General features: G+C 73.4%; 18 protein-coding genes and 4 pseudogenes. 8 read left to right on the top strand and 14 right to left on the bottom strand.

The window, feature by feature from the left end; all coding sequences use genetic code 11:
- Positions 1 to 72: 72 nt before the first annotated feature.
- On the top strand, positions 73 to 456 hold the full coding sequence (locus tag N6H00_RS06805) for an SHOCT domain-containing protein (RefSeq protein WP_268970662.1): 384 nt from the start codon (positions 73 to 75) through the stop codon (positions 454 to 456).
- 34 nt (positions 457 to 490) lie between these two features.
- Here the strand turns inward: N6H00_RS06805 and N6H00_RS06800 are convergent, their stop codons facing one another.
- Together N6H00_RS06800 and N6H00_RS06795 are read right to left on the bottom strand one after the other, a co-directional pair.
- A complete protein-coding gene (locus N6H00_RS06800) occupies positions 491 to 943 on the bottom strand; it encodes a hypothetical protein (RefSeq protein ID WP_268970661.1) in 453 nt (150 codons plus the stop codon).
- A 161-nt stretch (positions 944 to 1,104) separates the two neighbouring features.
- Positions 1,105 to 2,178, bottom strand: coding sequence for a LacI family DNA-binding transcriptional regulator (locus N6H00_RS06795; RefSeq protein WP_268970660.1), 1,074 nt, complete (start codon positions 2,176 to 2,178; stop codon positions 1,105 to 1,107).
- 143 nt (positions 2,179 to 2,321) lie between these two features.
- Between N6H00_RS06795 and N6H00_RS06790 the strand changes: the two genes are divergently transcribed.
- Positions 2,322 to 3,299: an ROK family protein gene (locus N6H00_RS06790; protein WP_268970659.1), complete on the top strand. Its 978-nt coding sequence runs from the start codon at positions 2,322 to 2,324 to the stop codon at positions 3,297 to 3,299.
- 305 nt (positions 3,300 to 3,604) lie between these two features.
- The gene (locus N6H00_RS06785) at positions 3,605 to 4,687 is read left to right on the top strand and encodes an NUDIX hydrolase (RefSeq protein WP_268970658.1); all 1,083 of its coding nucleotides are present in this window, start codon (positions 3,605 to 3,607) and stop codon (positions 4,685 to 4,687) included.
- Between the two features lie 137 nt (positions 4,688 to 4,824).
- On the opposite strand, the gene N6H00_RS06780 is transcribed toward N6H00_RS06785, so the two are convergent.
- Positions 4,825 to 6,186 (bottom strand): dipeptidase, encoded by a 1,362-nt coding sequence (locus N6H00_RS06780; RefSeq protein WP_268970657.1) that lies wholly within the window; start codon positions 6,184 to 6,186, stop codon positions 4,825 to 4,827.
- A 169-nt stretch (positions 6,187 to 6,355) separates the two neighbouring features.
- On the opposite strand from N6H00_RS06780, the gene N6H00_RS06775 reads away from it, so the two are divergent.
- The 3 genes and pseudogenes from N6H00_RS06775 to N6H00_RS06765 all read left to right on the top strand — a co-directional run.
- Positions 6,356 to 7,561 carry a geranylgeranyl reductase family protein gene (locus tag N6H00_RS06775; protein ID WP_268970656.1) on the top strand — a complete coding sequence of 402 codons (1,206 nt, stop codon included), beginning with the start codon at positions 6,356 to 6,358 and terminating at the stop codon, positions 7,559 to 7,561.
- A 126-nt stretch (positions 7,562 to 7,687) separates the two neighbouring features.
- Positions 7,688 to 7,852: pseudogene (locus N6H00_RS06770) on the top strand (sensor histidine kinase); the annotation flags it as partial.
- A gap of 79 nt (positions 7,853 to 7,931) precedes the next feature.
- Positions 7,932 to 8,141 (top strand): annotated as a pseudogene (locus N6H00_RS06765) (LuxR C-terminal-related transcriptional regulator); the annotation flags it as partial.
- Between the two features lie 27 nt (positions 8,142 to 8,168).
- On the opposite strand, the gene N6H00_RS06760 reads toward N6H00_RS06765, so the two are convergent.
- The 6 genes and pseudogenes from N6H00_RS06760 to N6H00_RS06735 form a co-directional block, all read right to left on the bottom strand.
- A complete protein-coding gene (locus N6H00_RS06760; protein ID WP_268977290.1) occupies positions 8,169 to 8,357 on the bottom strand; it encodes a hypothetical protein in 189 nt (62 codons plus the stop codon).
- 202 nt (positions 8,358 to 8,559) lie between these two features.
- Positions 8,560 to 9,084: pseudogene (locus N6H00_RS06755) on the bottom strand (DUF2797 domain-containing protein); the annotation flags it as partial.
- The gene (locus N6H00_RS06750; protein ID WP_268970655.1) at positions 9,084 to 9,326 is read right to left on the bottom strand and encodes a DUF6332 family protein; all 243 of its coding nucleotides are present in this window, start codon (positions 9,324 to 9,326) and stop codon (positions 9,084 to 9,086) included. The gene N6H00_RS06750 and the pseudogene N6H00_RS06755, both read right to left, overlap by 1 nt.
- A 46-nt stretch (positions 9,327 to 9,372) precedes the next feature.
- Positions 9,373 to 9,858 carry a DUF4442 domain-containing protein gene (locus tag N6H00_RS06745; RefSeq protein ID WP_268970654.1) on the bottom strand — a complete coding sequence of 162 codons (486 nt, stop codon included), beginning with the start codon at positions 9,856 to 9,858 and terminating at the stop codon, positions 9,373 to 9,375.
- A gap of 53 nt (positions 9,859 to 9,911) precedes the next feature.
- Positions 9,912 to 10,646, bottom strand: a complete 735-nt coding sequence (locus N6H00_RS06740) for a maleylpyruvate isomerase family mycothiol-dependent enzyme (RefSeq protein ID WP_268970653.1) — start codon at positions 10,644 to 10,646, stop codon at positions 9,912 to 9,914.
- 84 nt (positions 10,647 to 10,730) lie between these two features.
- A complete protein-coding gene (locus tag N6H00_RS06735; RefSeq protein WP_268970652.1) occupies positions 10,731 to 12,020 on the bottom strand; it encodes an MFS transporter in 1,290 nt (429 codons plus the stop codon).
- A gap of 17 nt (positions 12,021 to 12,037) precedes the next feature.
- Between N6H00_RS06735 and N6H00_RS06730 the strand changes: the two genes are divergently transcribed.
- Positions 12,038 to 13,267: an ROK family protein gene (locus N6H00_RS06730; RefSeq protein WP_268970651.1), complete on the top strand. Its 1,230-nt coding sequence runs from the start codon at positions 12,038 to 12,040 to the stop codon at positions 13,265 to 13,267.
- Between the two features lie 76 nt (positions 13,268 to 13,343).
- Here the strand turns inward: N6H00_RS06730 and N6H00_RS06725 are convergent, their stop codons facing one another.
- The 3 genes and pseudogenes from N6H00_RS06725 to N6H00_RS06715 form a co-directional block, all read right to left on the bottom strand.
- Entirely contained in the window at positions 13,344 to 13,931 is a 588-nt protein-coding gene (locus N6H00_RS06725; RefSeq protein WP_268976860.1) for a DUF4865 family protein, read from the bottom strand.
- A 367-nt stretch (positions 13,932 to 14,298) separates the two neighbouring features.
- Positions 14,299 to 14,754: pseudogene (locus tag N6H00_RS06720) on the bottom strand (ATP-binding protein); the annotation flags it as partial.
- A 188-nt stretch (positions 14,755 to 14,942) separates the two neighbouring features.
- Positions 14,943 to 15,275, bottom strand: coding sequence for a hypothetical protein (locus N6H00_RS06715; protein ID WP_268970650.1), 333 nt, complete (start codon positions 15,273 to 15,275; stop codon positions 14,943 to 14,945).
- A 179-nt stretch (positions 15,276 to 15,454) separates the two neighbouring features.
- Here N6H00_RS06715 and N6H00_RS06710 point away from each other — a divergent pair, with 179 nt between their 5' ends.
- Entirely contained in the window at positions 15,455 to 16,576 is a 1,122-nt protein-coding gene (locus N6H00_RS06710) for a PLP-dependent cysteine synthase family protein (protein ID WP_329618515.1), read from the top strand.
- A 107-nt stretch (positions 16,577 to 16,683) separates the two neighbouring features.
- Here N6H00_RS06710 and N6H00_RS06705 read toward each other — a convergent pair whose 3' ends face one another.
- Entirely contained in the window at positions 16,684 to 17,154 is a 471-nt protein-coding gene (locus N6H00_RS06705; protein ID WP_268970649.1) for an SRPBCC family protein, read from the bottom strand.
- A gap of 24 nt (positions 17,155 to 17,178) precedes the next feature.
- A complete protein-coding gene (locus N6H00_RS06700; RefSeq protein WP_268970648.1) occupies positions 17,179 to 18,024 on the bottom strand; it encodes a DeoR/GlpR family DNA-binding transcription regulator in 846 nt (281 codons plus the stop codon).
- Positions 18,025 to 18,071 lie beyond the last annotated feature (47 nt).

The raw sequence follows: 18,071 nt of genomic DNA, 5'->3' as shown, positions 1-18,071 counted from the left end.
GCCGTAAGCTGAGGTCGTGGGCCTGGTGGGGCCCTCGCGGTCCCGCCGGGCGGGTCCGACGGGAGGCAGACGATGGACTACCCACTGCTGAATGTGTTCCTGACCACGATGTGGGTCTTTCTGTGGATCCTGTGGCTGTTTCTGCTGTTCCGCGTGTTCACTGATCTCTTCCGCGATGACTCGCTGAACGGATGGGCCAAGGCGGGCTGGACCGTCTTCGTCCTGGTGCTGCCCTTCCTCGGCGTCTTCCTGTACCTGGTGGCACGCGGCCGCGAGATGGGCGTGCGCGAGATGAAGCGGGCCGAGAAGGCGGAGGCGGACTTCCGGGAGTTCGTGCGGACGACCGCCACGACGGGCCGGGCGGAGGAGCTCGAGCATCTCGTGGAGCTCAAGAACCACGGCGACCTCACGCCCGAGGAGTACGAGCGGGCCAAGGCCAAGGTGCTCGCGGCCTGAGAAGTGAGAAGAGAACGAACGGGCACCCTGGTGATCAGTACCGCACCGCCGTGCCCACCTGTGCCGTGACGCGGCCGGTGAGCGCGCGGTGGCTGCGCGCGGTGGCCTTGGTGGGCCGGTGCGGCGGCACTGTGGAAAGGCGCAGCACGACGGCGTCGACCACATCGCCGTCCGCGTTCCGGAAGGTGACCTCCACGGCGTAGCTCGCGGTGTGCGCGCTCTTGTTGGTCACGGTCAGCGGTGCCACGGCCCGTCCCCCGTCGCCGTGGGTCACCCGGCCCACCTTCACCTCGCGCTTGGCCTGGGCACCGCCCTTGATCTTGTCCAGTTCGGCCTTGGCCGACGCCTTCGCGGACGCGATGGCGGCGGAGGCCCGGGACACCTGGGACGACGGGCTGCCCCCGCCGTCCGAACAGCCGACGGCGGCCGGCGCCAGCACGGCCGTGAGGCTCACCGCGCAGATCGTCCGCGTTCGGCGCCCGCTCATCGCGTCTCCCTCGTTCCGCCGGCCGGGTCCCGGCCCTCCGCGTCCACCCTCGGGGCGACGGGGGGCCGGGGCAACCGGAACGGGGCCGTTCAGGCGTTCGGAGAGGGAGCGGTGTTCGGGGGAACGGGCGGCGACGGGGGCAGGGGCGATGAGGGGCCGTTTCAGGGCGTGGAGGTCGCGGGCGGGGGCAGTTCGCCCGACCCGCGCGGGATCAGCCGGGTCGGCAGGACGACCCGCCGCGGGTCCCCGGCCGCGCCGTCGAGGCGGCGGAAGAGCAGATCGGCGGCGGTGCGGCCGAGCTGGGCCGAGTCCTGGGCTATGACGCTGATCCCGGGGGAGAGCAGATCGGCGAGCTCGAAGTCGTCGAAGCCGACGAGGGCCACCGGAGCGGCGGGCGCGGGGCGCTCGGCCAGGACCCGTACGACCGTGACCGTCACCCGGTTGTTGCCCGCGAAGAGCGCGGTGACCGGCTCGGCGGCGTTCAGCATCGCGGTGGCCGCGGCCCGGACCCGCTCCGGGTCGGTGGGGCCGGGCGAGACCCAGGCGTCGTGGACCGGCAGCCCGGCCTCGCTCATCGCCGCGTGATAGCCGCGCAGCCGCTCGGCGGCGGTGTGGATGCCCGGCAGGTCGCCGAGGAAGCCGATCCGGCGGTGGCCGTGGGCGATCAGATGGGCGACCGCGTCGCGGGAGCCGCCGAAGCTGTCGGAGAGGACGGCGTCGGCGTCGATCCGGCCGGCGGGCCGGTCGACGAAGACGGTGGCGACCCCGGCCGCCATCTCGGGGGCCAGATAGCGGTGGTCATGGCCGGCCGGGATGATGACGAGGCCGTCGACCCGGCGCGCGCACAGGGCGAGCACCAGCTCCTGCTCGCGCTCGGGGTCCTCCGCGCTGGATCCGTTGATCAGCAGCGCGCCGTGGGCACGGGCGACCTCCTCGACGGCGCGGCTCAGCGGACCGTAGAAGGGGTCGGCCAGATCCTCCAGGACCAGCCCGATGCTCGCCGTACGGCCCTTGCGCAGAATGCGGGCGCTGTCGTTGCGGCGGAAACCGAGTGCGGTGATGGCCTCCTGGACGCGGCGCTCGGTGTCGGGGGTGACGCCCGGTTCGCCGTTGACCACTCTGGAGACGGTCTTGAGGCCGACCCCGGCCCGTGCGGCGACGTCCTTCATGGTGGGCCGGGTGCCGTAACGGCGTGTGGGGGTGCGGCTGGCGGTGTCCGGGGCGGTGTCGGTCACAGTGCGCTCGTCCCGTCGCTGGTCGTCGTGGGAAAAGGAGTGTCGAGCATAGCCCCTGGACAACGTTGTCAGTCGCGGGAAGACTGTTGCCGCACACCGAACGCCCATGGCCATCAGCACGCCCACCAGGAGAGTCGACACCTATGCCACGTGACCTCATCGCCGCACTCGACATCGGCGGGACCAAGATCGCGGGCGCCCTGGTGGACGGAAGCGGCAAGCTGGTCGTACGCGCCCGCCGCGCCACCCGCGCCCAGGAGGCCGGCACGACGGTGATGCGGCAGGTCACCGCCGTGCTCAAGGAGCTGTCGGCCACCGCGCACTGGTCCCGGGTCGCCGCCGTCGGCATCGGCAGCGCGGGCCCGGTGGATGCCTCCGTGGGCACCGTGAGCCCGGTCAACATCCCCGGCTGGCGTGACTTCCCGCTGGTCGCCGGGGTCCGGGAGACCACCGGCGCCCTGCCGCTGTCGCTGGTCGGCGACGGGCCGGCGATGACGGCCGCCGAGCACTGGCAGGGCGCGGCGCGCGGCCGGGAGAACGCCCTGTGCATGGTCGTCTCCACCGGCGTGGGCGGCGGACTGGTGCTGGGCGGCCGGCTGCACCCGGGCCCGACCGGCAACGCCGGGCACATCGGCCACATCAGCGTGGAGCTGGACGGGGACCTGTGCCCCTGCGGCGGACGCGGCTGCGTGGAGCGGATCGCCAGCGGCCCCAACATCGCCCGCCGAGCCCTGGACGCCGGCTGGCGCCCGGGTCCGGACGGCGACACCAGCGCGCAGGCCGTCGCCGCCTCGGCGCGGGCCGGTGACCCGGTCGCGCGGGCCTCCTTCGAACGGGCCGCTCAGGCCCTGGCCGCCGGGATCGCCGCGACCGCGGCGCTCGTCGAGATCGAGGTGGCGGTCGTCGGAGGCGGGGTGGCGGGCGCCGGGGATGTGTTGTTCGCGCCCCTGCGGCGCGCCCTGCGCGACTACGCGACCTTGTCGTTCGTCCAGGGACTGGAGGTCGTCCCGGCCCAGATGGGCACCGACGCGGGACTGGTGGGCGCGGCCGCCGCGGCGGCGCAGGAGGCCCGGCTGGAGGGCTTCGGCCCGGCGGCGGGCACCCCTCCGACCGGCGGCTGAGCCCCGCTGCTGCCGTCTCTTCCCCCCTGGGCCGTGCGCCCGGAACGCGGCGGTGGCGCCGCTTGGCGTCGACACCCTGGTTATCGCAGTTGTCGTACGCGAGGTGGTCGATGCCCCCGTCCTCGAGGTAGCCGATGCCCCCGTCGGCGAACCGCGGGGCGCCGAAGCCCGTCAGAGGGACGAGCGCGAGCCCTTCACCGGGCGTGGTATCCGGGGCCGCGCGATCCGTCACTCGGTCGTCTTCGGGCGTTTCCGTGGCAGGGTGATGCGGGCAACTGTCAGGAGGCGATGGAATAGGGGGAAATGTGATCGTCTGGCTGAACGGTGCATTCGGTGCGGGTAAGACCGCCGCGGCCCGTGAACTGGTGGACTTCATGCCCGGCAGCACGTTCTACGACCCGGAGCTGGTCGGTAACGGTCTGCGGATGATGCTTCCGCGCAAACGTCTTGAACAGGTGTCCGACTACCAGGATCTGCCCTCGTGGCGCCGGCTGGTCGTGGACACCGGAGCGGCACTGATCGCCGAGGTCGGCGGCCCGCTCGTGGTCCCGATGACGGTCCTCCGGCAGGAGTACCGGGATGAGATCTTCGGCGGTTTCGCCGCTCGTCGCATCCCCGTGCGGCATGTGCTGCTGCACACCGATGAAACGATCCTTCGCAAGCGGATAGCCGAACGCGAGGAGATACCCGGTGACGCGCACGCGAACGAGTCCGTACGCCAGTGGTGCCTGGCCCATCTCGCGCCCTACCGAGCGGCCCTGACCTGGCTGACCGCCGACGCCCATGTCGTGGACACCACCGGGCTCACCCCGCGCCAGACCGCCGAGCACATCGCCGACGCCGTCCGCGGGGGCGCCGGGAGCTGCGACATCGTGCAGACCCCGGAGCCGACGGCGGAGACGCTGGCCGCCGGGGTGCTGCTGTTCGACGAGGAGGACCGGGTGCTGCTCGTCGACCCCACCTACAAACCCGGCTGGGAGTTCCCCGGCGGCGTCGTCGAGCCGGGCGAACCCCCGATGTGCGCCGGGGTGCGCGAGGTCACCGAGGAACTGGGCGTACGGCTCGATGAACCGCTGCGGCTGCTGGTCGCCGACTGGGAGCGCCCCCAGCCGCCCGGCTACGGGGGCCTGCGGCTGCTCTTCGACGGCGGCAAGCTCTCCACCGAGGCCGCGCGCGAGGTGCTGCTGCCCGGCTCCGAACTGCGCGGCTGGCGCTTCGTCACCGAGACCGAGGCCGCCGCGCTGCTGCCGCCGGTACGGCTGAGCAGGCTCCGCTGGGCGCTGCGCGCCCGTGAGCAGGGACGCCCGCTCTACCTCGAAGCGGGCGTCCCCACGGGCTGCCCCGCACCGGCTGACCGCCGCGGTGCGACGGAACGCGCGGCCACGTAAAGCGGTGCGACGGCAAGCGGTGCGAAGGCAAGCGGTGAGGCAAGCAGTGCGACGGCAAGCGCGGCCACGTAAAGCAGGGCAACGGGAAGCGGCGCCACGGAAAGCGCCGCCACCCAAAGCGGCCAGGAAGGGGAGGCTCAGCCCTTGCCCACCGCGTACATCCCCAGGAACAGCGCCTCGGTGAGCGAGAGCTTCTCCAACTCCTGCGGGGAGACGCTCTCGTTGACCGCGTGGATCTGGGCCTCCGGCTCGCTCAGCCCGATCAGCAGGATCTCCGCCTCCGGGTAGAGCGAGGCCAGGGTGTTGCACAGCGGGATCGAGCCGCCCTGTCCTGCGATCGCCATCTCCTGCCCGTCGTAGGCCAGGCGCATCGCCTCCCGCATCGCCGTGTACGCCGGGCTCGTGGTGTCCGCGCGGAACGGCTGGCCCTGACCGACCTGCTCCACCAAGAGCCGCGCGCCCCACGGCACCGAGGACTGGAGGTGCTCGGTCAGCAGCCGGTTCGCCTCGGCCGCGTCCACGCCCGGCGGCACCCGCAGGCTGATCAGCGCCCGCGCGCTCGCCTGGACGGACGGGGTGGCGCCGACCACCGGCGGGCAGTCGATGCCGATCACGGTGACCGCGGGACGTGCCCAGATGCGGTCGGCGACCGTACCCGAGCCGATCAGCCCGACCCCGTCGAGCACCTTGGCGTCGTTGCGGAACTCCTCTTCCGGATACTGAAGTCCGTCCCACACCGCGTCCGCCGCCAGGCCCTTGACCGTCGTCGAGCCGTCCTCGGCGCGCAGCGAGTCCAGGACGCGGATCAGCGCGGCGAGCGCGTCCGGGGCGGCCCCGCCGAACTGGCCGGAGTGCAGGTTCCCCGCCAGGGTCTCCACCGAGACCCGCAGCATCGTCATACCGCGCAGCGTGGCCGTGACCGTCGGCAGCCCGACCCGGAAGTTGCCCGCGTCGCCGATCACGATCGTGTCGGCGGCCAGCAGTTCGGGGTGGGCCTCGGCGTAGCGCTCGAGCCCGCCCGTGCCCTGCTCCTCGGAACCCTCCACGATCACCTTGACGTTGACCGGGACCCCGCCGTGCTCCTTGAGCGCGCGCAGGGCGGTGAGGTGCATGATCACGCCGCCTTTGCAGTCCGCCGCGCCCCGCCCGTACCAGCGGCCGTCGCGCTCGGTCAGCTCGAAGGGCGGGGTGAGCCAGGCGTCCTCGTCCAGCGGGGGCTGCACGTCGTAATGCGCGTAGAGCAGCACGGTCGGGGCGCCGGCCGGGCCGGGCAGGAAGCCGTAGACGGACTGGGTGCCGTCGGGGGTGTCCAGCAGCGCCACGTCCTCGAACCCCTCGGCGCGCAGCGCGTCGGCGATCCAGCGCGCCGCGGCCTCACATTCGTCGCGTGGGAACTGCGCCGGGTCCGCGACCGATTTGAAGGTCACCAACTCGGCCAGTTCGGCCCTGGCGCGCGGCTGTAGGGCGGCGACGGTGGCGGCGAGAGGTGCCTGCTCCATGGGTGACACTCCTGGGTTGCGACGGGCAAGCGGCGGGATGCGCTGCGATGGGCACGTATGTACGGCTCGTGACCGCGTGGCCGATCATCCCACAGCGGGGTCATCCATCGGCGAGCCGTAGGATGCCGGGTAGGCGGATCAGATCGGTCGATTGGGAGCGGATCCACACGTGAGCAGCGACAACGCAGCCCCGGACAATGAGACGGTATGGGACGTGGTCGTGGTGGGCGCGGGCCCCGCGGGTGCCTCCGCGGCCCACGCCGCCGCCTGCGCCGGGCGCCGGGTGCTGCTGCTGGAGAAGGCCGAACTGCCGCGCTACAAGACCTGCGGCGGCGGCATCATCGGCCCCTCGCGCGACGCGCTCCCGCCGGGGTTCGAACTGCCGCTGCGGGAGCGGGTGCACGCGGTGACCTTCTCGCTGAACGGCAAGCTGGCCCGTACCCGCCGCTCCAAGCAGGCGCTCTTCGGGCTGATCAACCGGCCGGAGTTCGACGCCGCCCTGGTCGAGGCAGCCAAGGACGCGGGCGCCGAGGTCCGTACGGGCGTCGCGGTCACCCGCGTCGAGCAGCACGGCCCGGCCGTGCCGGACCGGCGCACGGTCGCCGTGGTGCTCGCCGACGGTGAGACGGTGCTGGCGCGGGCCGTGGTCGGCGCGGACGGCAGCGCCAGCCGCATAGGCGCGCATGTCGGTGTCAAGCTCGACCAGGTGGATCTCGGCCTGGAGGCGGAGATCCCCGTTCCGCCGACCGTCGCGGAGGACTGGGCGGGCCGGGTGCTCATCGACTGGGGTCCGATGCCCGGGAGTTACGGCTGGGTCTTCCCCAAGGGCGACACCCTGACCGTCGGCGTCATCTCGGCGCGCGGCGAGGGCGCCGGGACCAAGCGCTATCTGGAGGACTTCATCGCCCGGCTCGGCCTCGCCGGATTCGAGCCGAGCATCTCCTCCGGCCATCTGACCCGCTGCCGCTCCGACGACTCGCCGCTGTCGCGCGGCCGGGTGCTGGTCTGCGGGGACGCGGCCGGGCTGCTGGAGCCGTGGACACGCGAGGGCATCTCCTACGCGCTGCGCTCGGGCCGCCTCGCGGGGGAGTGGGCGGTGCGCGTCGCCGAGGCGCACGACGCGGTGGACGCCCGCCGCCAGGCCCTGAACTACGCCTTCGCGATCAAGGCCGGGCTCGGAGTGGAGATGGGCGTCGGCCGCCGCCTCTACGCGGCCTTCGCCCGCCGCCCCGGGATGTTCCACGCGGCGATCACCGGCTTCCGCCCGGCCTGGCGCGCCTTCACGAAGATCACCCGCGGCACCACGACCCTGGGCGACCTCGTCCGCACCCACCCGGCCGCCCGTCGCGCCCTGGCGGCGATGGACCGGGGCTAGGCCCGCAGCGACGCCCGCCCCGGGGCGGGCATCGCTCCGGTCGGGTGCGTCGTGAGCGACGCCGGTCCGGCGGCGGAGTACGGCCTGGGTGATGCCGGTTCAGGGAGAGCGCGGCTGGGGTTGGGGGGCGGGGTGACGGGCGGCGGTAACGGTCTGGTCGGCATGCGTGAGCGGGCCGCCGCGCTCGACGGCACCGTGGAGGCGGGCGCCCACGCGGACGGCGGGGTCCGCGTCCGGGCCCGGATTCCGGTCTCGGACAGGAGGAACACACCGGTCCCGCGTCGCCGATGACCAGGTCCTGGTACGCGCCGGTTTCCACGCCCTGCCGTCGGCGCAGCCGGGCATCGAGGTTGATCGGCGAGGCCCCGACGCGGAGTTGACCGAGCGGGAGCGGGAGGTGACGGCCCTGGTGGACATGGGGCCGTCGAGTCAGGAGATCGCTCGCCGGCTTGGGGCCGGCCCGCTCACCGCCACGACCCATGTGAGCCGCACCATGGTCGAACCGGTGGCCCGCGACCACGCCCGACTCCTCGTGCTCGCCTACGCGTCGGGCCTGGTCCGGCCCGGTTGGTTCGGCTGAACGTAACGGCTCCCGGGCACGCGGCGGTCAGAACAGCCCCTCCGGGGCCTGCGCTTCCCGTTCCCACGCCGCCACCGGCGCCGTCGTCGGGGCGTCCGCCGCGGCCGACGCCAGGGGCCAGCCCGCCAGCCGGCGGGTGTCCAGCAGCAGGGGCCGGCCGTCCGTCGAGGTCAGATGGATGTCCGGGCCCGCCACGGCGTCGATACGGCCGGCCACGGTGGCTCAGGGGACGAGCTGGATCAGCCCCAGCGCGGGGCGCACCCGGTCCAGATGGAACGAGATGGAACGCCGCGTCATGGTGCACGGGCTCGAACGGCGCCAGGGCCAGCGACTCCGGCAGACCGCCCAGGCCGCGCGCCCGCCGGTGGAGTGCGGCGAGGTCGGCCGCTCGGCGCTCCGGGGGCGGCGGGGCCTCGCGGGCGGCGCGCTTGGCGGTGTAGGGGAAGCGGTCCGGGACGCCGAGCGCGGTGCCCAGCACGGCCTCGGCGCGCCGCGCGGCCATCAGCGGGCCACGGCCCAGCAGACAGTACGAGAGCGCGGCCTGCTCCAGCAGCCGGGCCCCCTCCCGCTCGGCCGCGGTGATCCCGACCTTGAGCAGTTCCGGGCCGAACCAGGCGAGATAGACGTCGTAAGGGCGCGGATCGTCCGTACGGGTGTCGGCGGCCACGGAGTACGAGCGGTCCAGCCGGGCGCAGTCCGGGCACTGGGCGGAGACGGCGGCGGCCGGGACCTCGGCCCCGGCCGGGCAGGGGGTGTGCCGGGCGCCCCTGCGGACGCCGACGCACTCGCGCCGGGGCCCGCTGGTGAAGGACAGCGGGCGGTCCGGCGTCAGCGGGGAGATCCGTTCACCGTGGAGCGGGTGGCGCCAGACCAGCGCGGGCCCGCGGCGGTCCCAGCGCGACCCCGCGCACTGCCAGTGTGACGGCCGCGGACCCGGGGCCATCAGCGCCGCTGCCGGGAGAAGAGCCACAGCACCCGCACCAGCCGGACCGTGAACCCGACGGTGGCCGCGGCGAAGGCGGCCGTCTGCCAAGCCGCCTCCTGGGCCCGGCCCAGGTCGCCGAAGAGCGCGGGACTCGCGACCGCGACGTAGAGCACGGCCGCCAGCAGACCGGCCGTGACGAGGGCGAACACGATCTCGACGGTGAGCGCGTCGCGTTCGTCCGGGGAACGGGGTCCGGTCATCTCGTATCAGCCCTCCGTCGCCTGGTGTCCGTCGGCCGGTGCCGGGTCAGTCCGCGCCGGCCCGCTGCCCGTCACGACGCTTCCGGCGCACATACAGTTGCTTCCGCACGCGTGCCACGACCGTACCGTCCGCGGCGACGACGTCGTTCTCGAACCACGGCAGCGCCTTGCCGCCGTCCGCCGTGGCCTCCCGGATCTCCTCCAGGCGCTCCTCGGTGAGCTTGAAGTCGGCGAACACATCGCCGCGGCCGGGCGAGACGAAGTCGATCTCGCCCGCCTTGTCCCAGACGATGTACTCCCGGCCCAGCCGGTTCATCACCAGCAGCATCCAGAACGGGTCACTCATCGAGAACAGCGAACCGCCGAATTGGGTGCCCACGTAGTTGGCGTTGAAGCGGCGCAGCCGCAGCCTGACCCGAGCGCTGCCCCAGTCCTCGGCGAGGTGGACCACCCGTACCCCGGCGAAGAGGTAGGGCGGCCAGCAGTTCATCGCGCGCCGCAGACCGCGCGGAGACATCGAACGACGAGACATGACGCGAAGCTAACACGACACCCTACTCGCCGGTAACCGATGTGACCGGCGCATCAGATGCCCGAGCGCTCCCGCCACAGCGTGGCCAGCTCCGCGTCGCCCGCCACGCTCAGCGCGGTGATCGGCAGCCGGTTCCAGAGCGCGAGATAGAGATCGTGGGCCGGCCCGCCGAGCTCACAGTCGGCCGCGCCCTCACCGCCGCGCTCGATCCGCGGTACGTCTTCCGACAGCCGTATCGTCCAGACCGCGTCCCGGTCCGATGCGCTCACGCGGAGGGTGCGCGGAACCTCCGTGCGCACCCGGGACCGCGCCAGGCTGTGGAAACCGATCAGCAGCTCGTCGACCCCGTCGGCGGCGAACTCCGGGGTGCACCGGGAGAAGTCCCCGCCCCGCGCCGCTTCCGCGTCGACCCGGTGGACGGCCGTCTCATGGGCCTGGCGCCGGGCCCAGAACTCCAGCGGGGACGGCGCGGGCAGAAAGGTGAAGCACTTCACCTCCGGATCGGCGGCGGTCAGCGTGTCCACGAGCGCGCGGTGGCACTCGCGGTACCACGCCACCAGCCCGGCCTCGTCCAGCTCCGGCGCGGCCGGCGCCGGCACCCGCTCCGTCAGCCCCTCGGCGACGAAGCGCGTGGCCCACAGATGCACCCCGCCCAGGTGCTCCAGCAGATCCCTGACCCGCCAGCCGGGACAGGTGGGCACCGGGGCGTCCACCCCGGCCTCGGCCGCGGCGGCGGCCAGCAGCCGGCCCTCGCGGTCCAGGATCTCGATCAACGCGGCAGTCTCCATGGCCGCATCATGCCAGCCACCACCGACAGACCCCGAGCCGCGCCGGAGGAGAGGCGGGCGAAGGGGCGGCCGGCCGGGGAGGAGTCAACTCCCGGACGACCGCGTGGCGTTCCGTGTCCCGTACGCGACGACCGCCGCCACCGCCGCCAGCGCCGCGACCGTGGTGAGCGCGACGGGCAGCGAGTACCAGTCGGCGAGGAAGCCGATCGTGGGCGGGCCCAGCAGCATGCCGCCGTAGCCGAGTGTGGAGGCCGCGGCGACCCCGCCCGGTCCGGTCAGCGCGCCGGCCCGTGCGATCGCGACCGGGAAGAGGTTGGCCAGCCCCAGCCCGGTGACCGCGAAGCCGAGGAGCGCGAGCCAGACCGTGGGCCCGAGCGAGCCCAGCAGCATGCCGGCCGCGGCGGTGGCGCCGCCCGCTATCAACGTCCTGGTCTGGCCGAGCCGTTCGAGCAGCGCGGTGCCGGTCAGCCGGCCGACGGCCATCATCAGGGCGAAGACGGAGTAGCCCGCGGCGGCGAGCCCGGCGGACGCGTCGAGGTCCTGGTGCAGATGGAGCGCGGCCCAGTCGGCCATCGCGCCCTCGCCGTACGCCGTGCAGAGCGCGATCAGGCCGAAGACGGCGACGAGCCACCGGACGCGGCCCGGCCGCGCCCCGGGCGATGGCTCGGGGGCGGCGGCAGCGGACCCGGACCCCGACCCGGCTGCCGGCTCGGCCGGCGGCTCGACGTCCCCCGGCGGCGAGGGCACCGGCGGCGAGGGCACCGGCTGCGTGAGCAGCGTCCGGCCCGCGGCCGCCGCGAGCAGCAGCCCGAAGACCGCGAGCAGCGACAGATGGCGGGTGGGGGAGAGGTGATCGGCGATCAGCCCGCCCAGCCCGGCCCCGGCCATCCCGCCCAGGCTGAAGGCGGCGTGGAAACCGGGCATGACCGGACGGCGCAGGGCGGCGATGAGATCGACGGCCGCGCTGTTCATGGCCACGTTGAGCGCGCCGAACCCGGTGCCGAAGACCAGCAGCACCAGCCCGAGGGCGAGTGCGGAGTGGGTCAGCGGCGGCAGCGCGACGGAGGCCGCGAACAGCGCCCCGGCGGCGACCGTCGTCGGGTGGTTGCCGAAGCGACGGCAGAGCCGTCCGGTCGCCATCATCGTGGCCGTCCCGCCCGCGGACACCCCGAGCAGGGCCAGTCCCAGCGCGCCCTCCGAGGCGCTCGTCTGGTCCTTGATCGCGGGGATACGGGCGACCCATCCGGCGAACACGAAGCCGTCGAGGAAGAAGAACGCGGTGATGGCGGCGCGGAGCCGGGCGAGGTCACGATCGGTGGTGGCGGAGCGGCGCGCGCCCCGGATGGCCGTCCGTGTTTTGTTTCGAGTCGGCACAAAGTGAGAATAGGGGCGTGACCCAGACACGGACAAGGCTCGAGCGCGGCCGAAGCGCTCTCGGCCCGGCGCTGGAGCTCGTCCACACCGGCCGCGCCCCCACCCGCGCCGTGCTCACGGCCGAACTCGGGGTGACCCGCGCGACCGCGGGCGCCGTCGCCGCCGAGTTGGAGGCGCTCGGCCTGATCCAGGTGGACTCGCGGCCGCTCGGGGCCGCCGGGGCGCAGGGCCGTCCCTCGCACCGGCTCTCGATCGCCCCCCACGGGCCGGTGGTGCTCGCCGCCCAGGTGCACGCCGACGGTTTCCGGGCGGCGCTCGTCGGGCTCGGCGGCCGGATCGTGGCCACCGCCCCGGGCTGCATGACCGTGCCCGCGGACCCGGCGCACGTCATCGACGCGGTCGTCGAGGCCGGTGCCCAGCTGCTGCGGGAGACCGGCCGCCGCTGTGTGGGCGCGGGGCTCGCCGTCCCGTCCGCGGTCGCCGAACCGGAGGGCACCGCACTGAACCCGCTGCACGTCGCCTGGCCCGCGGGCGCTCCGGTGCGCGAGCTGTTCACCCGCAGCCTGGCCGCCGCGGGCGTCCGCGGCGACGACCGGGGGCCGCTCATGGGCTTCGCGGGCAACGACGTCAACCTGGCCGCGCTCGCCGAACACCGCCACGGCGCGGGCGGCGGCGCCCAGCACCTGCTCTGTGTCGCCACCGGGCACCGGGGCGTCGGCGGCGCGCTGGTGCTGGACGGACGGCTGCACACGGGCAGCGCGGGGCTCGCCCTCGAGGTGGGCCATCTGACCGTCAACCCCGAGGGCCCGCCCTGTCACTGCGGCAGCCGTGGCTGTCTGGACATCGAGGCCGATCCGCTCGCCTTCCTCACGGCGGCCGGACGCGACCCGGGCCCGGAGCTGTCCCTGTTGCAGCAGGCCCGCGACCTGCTGCGCGAGGAGTACCCCACGGATGGGTCCGTACGGGCCGCCGTCGAGCAGCTCATCGACCGCCTCGGCCTCGGACTCGCCAATCTGGTCAACATCCTCAACCCCGACCGCATCATCCTCGGCGGGCTGCACCGCGAGCTCCTGGAGGCCGACCCGGAGCGGCTGCGCGCGGTGGTGGCGGAGCGGAGCCTGTGGGGCCGGAGCGGGGGCGTCCCGATCCTGCCGTGCACGCTGGACTACAACAGCCTGGTGGGGGCGGCGGAGTTGGCGTGGCAGCCGGTGCTGGACGACCCCTTGGCGGCGCTGGGCGTGGGCTGAGCCGGCTGCCGCCGGACCGGGCGAACCGCCGCGCCAGGCCGTGCGGTGAGGCCGCCGGGAGCCGTCCTTACGGCGGTCACCACTGCCGTCCCCGGGGGAGCGCGTCCGGGTCCGGGGCCGACACATGGAGCACCTGGTAGCGGTCGCCGGGCTCCGAGGGCGGTGCGGAGTCCTCCCAGAGGGTGAAGTGGATCAGCTCCCAGCCGCGCGGGTCGATGCCGAGGGCCGTCGCGTGGACGCCGTCCGTGCGGGCCCGTTCGGCCAGCCGCGCCAGCGCGTCCTCGACGGCGGCCGCCGGATCGGCGGCGGCCGGGACCGGAGTGGCGTGGCGGGTGGCGGCGCGTGGTACGGCGCCCGTGGCCGGGCCTCGTTCGAAGGCGAGCCCGTGCCAGTGCTCGACCGGGGGCCTGCCGAAGTCCCGGACGATGCCCTGGAATCCGGGCCCCCACAGAAAGCGGTTCATGGCCTCGGGCGCGGTCCACAGATAGAACGGGGCGTACTGATGGACCGGCGAGCCGTCCACGCCGCGCTCACGGATGCCGTACGCCTTGAGGCCCAGCCCCGGGAAGTCGTCGAGCAGCGGCCCTTTCGTCTCCACCCGGCGCCGGATGATCCGCATGTCGTAGTCGGCGGGCAAGGTGATCCGGTACTGCATGGCGAGCATCGGTGACGTCATGGCGTCAGCGTACACACTAGTAGGTACAGAACATTGTCAGGCCGTCCCGCCTCGCGGGAGGCGGGACGCTCGCTCAGGGGGATACGGCCGACCGGGCGGCCGCGGGGGCTCGATCGCGCACCGCGGGCGCCGGAGCGGGCGCGACGGCCGGTGCGGGCGCCGGGGCGACGGGGGTCGGGGCCGGTGCCGGAGCCACGGGTGCGGGAGCCGGGGTGACGGGTGCGGGGGCCGGCGCCGGGGCGGTGGCGGGCTCGGGCGCGGGACCGCTGATGGGCGCTGGGCCAGTGATGGGCGCGGGACCGGTGATGGGCGCGGCGGGCGCCGGTGCCGGGCGGGAGACGTCCGTGCGGCGGGGCGGCGCGCTGCGGCCCGCTCCATGCGCCGCGAAGGGCGACGTGGCGGTGGTGGTGGAGCGCGGCACGGCCAGCGTGAACCAGACCACCTTCCCGCTGCCGTCGTCCCGTGCGTGCATTCCCCAGCTCTGGCTGACGGCCGCGACCAGCGCGAGCCCCCTGCCGTGCGTGGAGACGGGATCACAGGCGCGGAGGCGGGGCAGCCGGGGATCCTGGTCGCGGACCGAAACCGTCAGCCGGTCCAGCATGAGGGCGATCTCCACCGTGCACTGTTTGTCCGGCTCGGCGTGCCGATGCACATTGGTGAGCAGTTCGGTGACGCCGAGCGCCGCCGGGTCGATGAGCGGATCCAGATGCCAGTAGCGCAGTTGCGCCGACACGATTCTGCGGACCTGTCCGATCCGCGACGGCAGGGCCTGGAGCTCCACCGTGCAATGCCTGCTAGGACGACTGATCACGGCTGCGACTCCCTGAAGAAGTTGGGGCTAGCCTGATGCAGATGCGGGCGACGAACACGTTCAGCAGTGGTGGCTGCTGGGCGCGACCGGTGGGACGGTTCTCAGCGTCACCGCTTGTTGACCCTCAGTGATACTGATACGCGTCCAGGGTCGGTCCCACCGCGCGCCTGCGCAACTCGGCCGCCCCACTACTTCCGGGTGCGCCCCCGGGCCGACCGGACGGCGTCGAGGAAGCGGCTGGCGGTGCCGGAGCCGGACTTGGCCGAGGTGGACTTGGTGTCCTGGGAGCCGAGGGTGAGGCGGTAGCGGGTGCCGTTCACGGTGGCCATGGCCTGGTCCCCGTCCACGAACCAGGGCTTGCTGGCGCGGACCGACTGCACCGGCGCGCTGTCGATCTCGCGGCCGTAACTGGTCAGCAACTCCAGCCTGCCGTCCTTGATCAAGACCTGTCCGGCGCGGGTGACCGAGCGCAGGAACCGCTCGATCCGCACTCCCCTGGCGTTGAACTCGGTATCGGCCATCACAACCGCCTCCCCGATGGCTCCGACGGGCACATGTGCCGCCGCCTCTCATTTTCCCTGCTGGGCAGTGTGCCCGTGACCGGCCCGGGACACCAGGGCGCACCGGGGGACAATGAGGAGCGAACCGGCACGAGTATGCCACTCGGGCTGGGCACGGGCACAAGCAGGAGGAGTGGGCGTTGGACGGCACGGCGGGCGGGATCACCGAGACGATCGACGTGGACCGCAGCGACCACGGCTACCGCGGATGGCTGAAGGAGGCGGTACGCAAGGTGCAGGCGGACGCCCAGCGGTCCGCGGACACCCATCTGCTGAGCTTCCCGCTGCCCGAGCGCTGGGGGATCGACCTCTACCTCAAGGACGAGTCCACCCACCCCACGGGGAGTCTCAAGCACCGTCTGGCACGTTCGCTGTTCCTCTACGGGCTGTGCAACGGCTGGATCCGGCCGGGCAAGCCCGTGATCGAGGCGTCCAGCGGCTCGACCGCCGTATCCGAGGCGTACTTCGCCAAGCTGATCGGGGTGCCCTTCATCGCGGTGATGCCCCGCACGACCAGCCGGGAGAAGTGCCGCCTGATCGAATTCCATGGCGGCCAATGCCATTTCGTGGACGACCCGCGGACGATGTACGAGGAGTCCATCACCCTCGCGGCGGAGTCCGGGGGCCACTACATGGACCAGTTCACCTACGCCGAGCGGGCCACGGACTGGCGCGGCAACAACAACATCGCCGAGTCGATCTATGAGCAGCTGCGTCTGGAGCGCTATCCCGAACCGGCGTGGGTCGTGGCCACGGCGGGTACCGGCGGCACCTCGGCGACCATCGCCCGCTACATCCACTACATGCAGTACGACACCCGGGTATGCGTCGCCGACCCGGAGAACTCCTGCTTCTTCGACGGCTGGGTGCACCACGACACCGGTGCCTCCAGCGACCACGGCTCACGCATCGAGGGCATCGGCCGCCCCCGGATGGAGCCCAGCTTCGTACCGGGCGCGATCGACCGGATGATGAAGGTCCCGGACGCGGCGAGCGTCGCGGCCGTCCGCGCTCTGGAGCGGGTCATCGGCCGCAGGGCGGGCGGCTCCACGGGGACGGGGCTGTGGAGCGCGCTGCGGATCGTCGCCGAGATGGTCGCCGCGGGGCGGACCGGGAGCGTGGTGACGCTGCTGTGCGATCCGGGGGAGCGGTATCTGGACAAGTACTACTCGGACGCGTGGCTGGAGGAGCAGGGGCTGGACATCGAGCCCCATGCGAAGACGCTCGACGTCTTTCTCGCCACCGGCACCTGGACCGACTGACGGACCGACTGGCGGCCCGGCTGACGTACCGGCCGAACCCCGGCCGGTACGCACTCAGGCCGCCGGCAGCCGGTACGGACTCAGACCACCGTCGGCCGGTACGGACGTCAGGCCGCCGCCAGCCGGCGGTCCAGGGTCCGCACCGCCTGGTGGAACGCGCGCCGCAGACCCGGCCGCAGCACCCGCACGGCACCGCGCAGCAGCGCCGTGCCGTCCAGCGCGAAGACGTAGCGCACCACGGTCCCCGCGCCCGAGGGCCGCAGCGTCCACTCCTCCAGCAGGGCCCGCAGCCCCGGTGCGTTGGTCTCGTCGACGCGGTAGGCGTAGCGCTGGTGCGGATCCGCCGCCATGACCGTCTCATGGAAGAGGGTGCCGCCCTTGAGGCGGATCTCCCTGCCCTTGCCGCCGTCCGTGGGGCGGGCCCCGGTCACCTGCCGGTACCACCGCGGCCAGCCCTCGACGTCGGCGAGCGCCTCGAACACCGCCTCCGGAGCGGCCGAGATCTCGGCGACGAAGACGAGCCGCACCGGGGCGGTCTCGGCGTACTCCAGTCCGACGGAACGCAGCCGGTGTGTCATGGGCACACGATAAGTGACATGACGTCAGATGTCTGCGGTGCGGGACGGCTCGCCCGCCACCACCAGCTCCGGCAGGTACTCGGAGATCTCCGCCCGCGCGTCCTCCGGTAGCCCCGGGTCCGTGACCAGCGCGTCGACCTGGTCCAGCGAGGCGAAGGAACTCAGCCCCACGGTGCCCCACTTGGTGTGGTCCGCGACCACCACCACCCGCCGCGCGGCCCGGACGAAGTGGCGGTTGGTCTCCGCCTCCGCGAGGTTCGGCGTCGACAGGCCCGCCTCCACCGATATGCCGTGCACCCCCAGGAACAGCACATCGAAGTGGAGCGAGCGCACCGCCGCGTCCGCGACCGGCCCCACCAGCGTGTCCGACGGCGTCCGCACTCCGCCGGTGAGCACGACGGTGGCCGCGCCGGGGCGCGGGCCCACACCGCCGAGCGCCGCCGACCGCTGGGCGTTGTAGAACACATCGGCCACCCGGACCGAGTTCGTCACCACGGTCAGATCCGGCACCTCGAGCAGCTGCTGGGCCAGCGTGAAGGCCGTGGTACCCCCGGCCAGGCCGATCGCGGTGCCGGGGGTGGCCATCGCGGCCGCCGCCTTCGCGATGTCCTCCTTGGCGCTCAGCTCGAGCTCCGACTTGGCCTCGAACCCCGGTTCGTACGTGCTCGCCTCGGCCACCGGCACGGCCCCGCCGTGCACCTTCTCCACCACGCCCAGCCGCGCCAGCGCGTCGAGATCGCGACGGACCGTCATGTCCGAGACATTGAGCTTGCGCGTCAGCTCGTTGACCCGCACCCCGCCGCGCCGCCTGACCTCATCGAGGATCAGGGCACGCCGCTGCTCCGCGAGCAGGTTGTGGTTGTCGCTCACCCTGCCTCGTCTCCTTCCGGTCGGCCCTCGTCGCCCGCGCGTTCATC

Source organism: Streptomyces sp. S465 (genome assembly GCF_026898115.1).
In the GTDB taxonomy this organism is placed as follows: Bacteria; Actinomycetota; Actinomycetes; order Streptomycetales; family Streptomycetaceae; genus Streptomyces; species Streptomyces luomodiensis.
Note: the sequence above shows the minus strand (reverse complement) of the source record. Positions and strands in the feature narration are given on the sequence as shown.